This window comes from Streptomyces fuscigenes (genome assembly GCF_021556455.1).
GTDB classification, from domain to species: Bacteria; Actinomycetota; Actinomycetes; order Streptomycetales; family Streptomycetaceae; genus Streptomyces; species Streptomyces fuscigenes.
This window is the reverse complement of record NZ_JAKGCV010000397.1, coordinates 1-5143: the sequence shown is the minus strand read 5'-3', so window position 1 is coordinate 5143 and position 5143 is coordinate 1. Positions and strand designations below refer to the sequence as shown.

Genomic DNA, 5143 nt, shown 5'->3' with positions numbered 1-5143 from the left:
TTCCTGAGGTCCCGGAGGTCCCGGAGCTCCCGGAGCTCCCGGAGTGCGCCCGGTTCTTCCGGTCTTCCCGGTTCTCCCGTGCGATGTGGTCGAGCACCACCTGCGCGAGCGACCGGCCGTCCGCGGCCGGGCTGCGGGTGGGCTGCGCCCCGGACACCGTGCTGGGCACCGGCACGGGGACCGCGCGCGCGGCGGTGGACGGCGGCCTCATCGGCACGCCTGTCGCCGCGACCGCGTTCATGACCACGGCCGGACACGAACACTGGCATCCGGACCCGGAGTTCTACTACCGGCCGGGGGGCGGGCCGCTGCTGGACATGGGCCCGTACTACCTTTCCGCGCTGGTCCACCTGCTCGGCCCGGTCGCGCGGGTGACGGGCGCCGCGTCGCGGCCGCGCGCCGAGCGCACCATCGGCAGCGGGCCGCGCGCGGGCACGACGTTCCCGGTCGAGGTGGCCACCCACGTGACCGGCGTGCTGGAGCACGCGAACGGCGCCCTGTCGACGCTCGTCATGACGTTCGACGTGCACGCGGCCCGGCTCCCGCGCATCGAGGTGCACGGCACCGAGGGGTCCCTGTCGGTGCCCGACCCGAACGGCTTCGACGGCCCCGTCGACCTGTTCCGGGCGGGCGGGGCCTGGGAGACGCTCCCCGTCAGCTCCGGACACCCGGCGGGCGGCCGCGGCATCGGCCTCGGCGACCTGGCGGACGCGGTGGCCGAGGGACGCCCGCACCGGGCCTCGGCCGAACTGGCACGCCACGTCCTGGACGTGATGCTCACGCTGCTCGACGCCGCCGAAGCAGGGCGCGCGCTCCCCGTCGCCAGCACCTGCGAGCGCCCCGCGGCGATGGGCAGGGCCTGAGGACGCCGGCACCGCGGCGGACAGAGCCCGCGGAGGCGGCACCGCGGCGGTGAGGGCCCGGGAGAACCGGGCGGGAGCCGGGCGCCCCGGCTCGAAACGGTGGGGAGGCATGTTCCTCCCCACCGTTCTCCATGCCCGCACATATCCGGCTCCGGCACCTTTCGCACTTCTTCGCGCTCCGCCCCGCCCCCGCCCCCTCACTCCTCGCGTCCGGTGAATTCATTTCCTTTCCAGAAGGCCCCCAATTCGGAAAACAACTGGCCTGACAAAGGCCTGACCTGGTGCTTCCACCTGGCAGAACACCCGACGTCCGGCGGGCGTTGACTTGATAACACTCTTGGTTTTACATGGCGGAAAGGCAGGGACAGGAGGGGGCCGCCATGCTGGACCGGATCTCGTCGGCACAGGCACGGATCGCGCATTTCGTCGACGCCCTCCTGCGCCCCGCCCTCCATCCGGAGCGGATCCCCATGGACGTCGGCGCGTGGCACGTGCCGGGCGAACCGGTCCCGGTGGAGGCGGCGCTGCGTGCCGCCTACGAGGGGTTCGCGCCCGGAGGCCGGTGGGGCGCGCCGTGGTCCACGACCTGGTTCCGCCTCGCGGGGGACGTGCCGCCGCGCTGGGCGGGGCGCCGGGTCGACGCGCTGGTGGACCTCGGCAGCGGCGCCGAGGGGCTCGTGCACGACGAACGCGGCACGCCGGTGGGCGGACTGCTGCCCGGCTCGGGGACGGTGGGCGTCGCGGGCGCCGCACGCGGCGGTGAGCGGGTCCGCCTGCTGGTCGAGGGGTCGGCCCTCCCACCCCTCGACGCCGCGACCGGCGCGGGCGGCCGCTACGGGACACCGGTCACCGCGGGCGACGAGCCCCTGCACCGCCTGGCGCGCGCGGACCTCGCCGTGCGCGACGAGGACGTGTGGCACCTGCTGCACGACGTCGACGTGCTCGACTCCCTGACGCGGGCACTGCCCGCCGCGCTCCCCCGCCGCCACGAGATCCTGAGCGCCCTGGAAGCGGCCGTGGACGCCGTCGATCCGCGCGATGTGGCGGCCACCGCGCCGGCGGCCCGCCGCGTCCTCGCCCCCGTGCTGGCGCGGGGCGCCCACGCGTCGGCGCACACGGTGGTCGCCGTCGGACGCCCGGGCGCCGGCCGGGGGCTGCTGTGGCCGCAGCGCGAGTCGGTGCGGCGCGCGGCACGTGCCTTCAGCGGCCTGGCCGCGCTGGCCGAGGAGTACCCGGAACTGGTGGTGGCGGCCGGCGCACCGCACGAGCACGCGTGGATGAAGGACCGCCATCCGCACGTCTTCGAGCGCATACGCAAGGCGGTGGCACACGGCAACTGGGTTCCCGCGGGCGCCATGTGGGCCGAGCCGGACGGCGTGCTGCCCGGCGGCGAGTCGCTGGTGCGGCAGCTGGTGCTGGGTGCCCGCTTCAGCCGGGAGGAGCTCGGCGGGCCGGCGGACGGCGTGTGGTTCGGCGGCTCGTCCGCGCTCACCCCGGCCCTGCCGCAACTGGCGGCCCTCGCCGGGGCGCGGTGGCTGCTGGCCCGGCAGCCGCCCGGCGGCGCGGGTACGGCCGCGCCCGCCCACCACACCTTCTGGTGGGAGGGGCTCGACGGCACTCGGCTGCTCACCCACGTCCCGCCGCTGGCGCCCGGCCCCGACGGGACGGGGGCGTCGCTGAGCGGCGGCGAACTGGCGGAGGCCGTCGACCGGTTCACCGGGGCGGGCGACGCGGGCCCCTCCCTGATGCCCTTCGGCGACACCACGCGGGGCACTGCGACCCCGACGATGCTGGAACGGGCGCGCAGGCTGGGCGATGTCGAGGGGTCGCCGCGGGTCGCGCCGGGTCCGCCGTCCCGCTTCTTCCGCGAGGTGCTGCGGGCACCGGACGGGGCCGGGGCCGGCGGGCCGGACGGGTGCGCCCCGCCCGGCGCGAACGCCGCCACGGCCGACGGCGGTCTCGTGGCGGGAGCCCCCGGCGGGGTGCCGGTCGTGCCCGGCGAGCTGTTCCCCGGCACCCACCCCGGCACGTTCACCGGGCAGGCACGCACGAAGCGCGGCAACCGGCGCGCCGAGGCGCTGCTGCGCGAGGCCGAACTGTGGTCCGCCACCGCGGCGGTACTGGACGGCGTCCCCTATCCCCACGAGGAGCTCGACGCCCTGTGGAGGGAAGTCCTGCGCCTCCAGGCGGCTCCGGTGCTCGGCGGCACTTCGATCGCCTGGGTGCACGAGGAGGCGGAGCTGGCCCACGGCAGGATCCACCGGGCGCTCGAGCGGCTGGTGCGCCGCGCCACCGGGGGACCGGCCCGGGGCGCTGCCGTGCCCGGCGCCGCCGTGTTCAACGCCGGCCCGCGGGCCCGGCGGGAGGTGGTGGTCGTCGACGAGAGCGTGGACACCGAGATCCACGCACGGGCGGGCGGCGGCCAGTTGCTGTCCGACGGCAGGATCGCGGTGCTCGCCGAGGCGCCCGCGCTCGGGGCGGGCCGCGCGGTGACACCGCTGGACGAACGGGCCCTGGTGGCGGTGAGCGAGAGCTCCGACGGCGGGGCGGTGCTGGAAAACGGGCTGCTGCGGGTGGCCGTCGACGGCCGGGGCGTGGTGCGCTCCCTCGTCGACCAGGGCTCGGGTCGCGAGGCCGTCGCACCCGAGGGAGCCGGCGGTCTGCTCCAACTCCACCGCGACGGGCCCCCGTCGTGGGGCGCGTACGAGCGGCAGCACGCGGCGGGCGCCGCGCCGCGCGACCTGGACCGCGCCACGCGCGTCGAGGTGGTCGAGCGCGGCCCGCTGCTCGCCGTGGTGCGCGTGGTGCACTCCACCGGCACCTCGAACGTCGAGCAGCGGTTCTCGCTGGCGGCGGGCGCGCGGTCCCTGACGGTGGAGACGGACGTCGACTGGCGCGAGCGGGACACCGCGCTGACGTGGTCGTGGGATCTGGATCTGCGGGCCGGACACATCACGGGCGAGGTGCAGTTCGGGCATCTCAGCCGTCCCGTGCGGCCGCCCGCCCGAGGGGCGGACGGCGGCGAGGAGCAGTGGGCACACCGGTGGCTGCACGCGGGTGAGCACCACTGGGGCGTGTCGTTCGCGGCGGACTGCGGCTACGGGCACGACGCGTCCCGGCACACCCGGCCCACTGACGGCGGCACCACCACCCGCGTACGGTTCACACTGCTGCGTTCGGCCCGTACCCCCGACCCGCACGCCGATCGAGGGCCGCAGCGGCTGCGCCACGTCGTCCGGCCGGGCGCCGGGCTCGACGAGGCCCTGGCCGAGGGCTACGCCCTCAACCTGCCGCTGCGGCCGGGCGGCACCGATCCCGGGTGGCCTCCGCTGGTGACAGTGGACAACGAGGACGTGGTGGTGGAGGCCGTGAAACTGGCGGACGACCGCTCGGGCGACGTCGTCGTCCGCCTCTACGAGGCACGCGGCGGCCGGGCGCGCACGGCACTGGGCATGGCGTTCCCGCTCGCCCGCGCCCGGGCGAGTGACCTGCTGGAGCGGGCGTCCGGTGAACTGCCCGTGCACGGCGGTGCGGTGGAGCTGACCCTGCGTCCCTTCGAGGTCCGCACGGTACGTCTCACGCGCTCCTGCGGGCCCGCGGAGGCCCTCGATGGCTGAGCGGCGCACCGGGCCCGCGGCCGCCGGCCTGGCCCCCGAGGACCGTGCGCTGCTGAGCGGCTGGGCGGGCGGGGGCGGCCCGCTGGCGACCCGGGCGCGGGTCGTCCTGCTCGCGGCGCAGGGGCTGCGGGACGCCGAGATCTCCCGGCGCCTCGGGGTGTCGCGGCAGACCGTCGGCGCCTGGCGGCAGCGCTGGACGAGCGCCGGCATCGAGGGACTCGCGCACCGCCCCCGCACCGGGCGGCCCGCCACCGTGGACGAGGCCGAGGTCATCACCCGCTCGCTGCTGGCGCCGGGCGGCAGCGGCGCCTCCCGCGCCGTGGCCCGGGAGTTGGGCCTGTCGCACGCGACGGTGGCGGGCGTGCGGCGCCGCTGGCGCCTGGTGCCGGACGAGACGCCCGCGCCGCGCGTTCCCGCCAGGCCACCGCTGCCGGCGGCGGACGTGTGGGTGATGGGCCTGTACGCGGACGCGTGGCGCGGCGTGCTGCTGGTCGGCACGCGGGAGGCGCCCCCGGTACCGGCGCCCGCGGGGACCGTGATGGGCGCCGACGTGCTGGCGGGGCTGGACGGCGCGCTGGACGCGGCGCTCGCGGCGGCCGCGCCGGCCGAGGCGGCCTGCTGGGTCGCGACCCGGGCCTGGTCGGCGGCCTTGGCAGCCGACCA

General features: G+C 77.2%; 3 protein-coding genes. All 3 read left to right on the top strand.

The annotated features are described in order from the left end of the window. Window positions 1-863 (top strand): Gfo/Idh/MocA family protein (locus tag L1885_RS23260; RefSeq protein ID WP_235799126.1); only part of this gene is annotated, 863 nt, incomplete at its 5' end. A gap of 347 nt (window positions 864-1210) precedes the next feature. Continuing rightward, window positions 1211-4480 (top strand): alpha-mannosidase, encoded by a 3270-nt coding sequence (locus L1885_RS23255; protein WP_235799125.1) that lies wholly within the window; start codon window positions 1211-1213, stop codon window positions 4478-4480. After that, the coding region (locus L1885_RS23250) for a helix-turn-helix domain-containing protein (protein WP_235799124.1) at window positions 4473-5143 on the top strand (671 nt) is incomplete at its 3' end. The genes L1885_RS23255 and L1885_RS23250, both read left to right, overlap by 8 nt.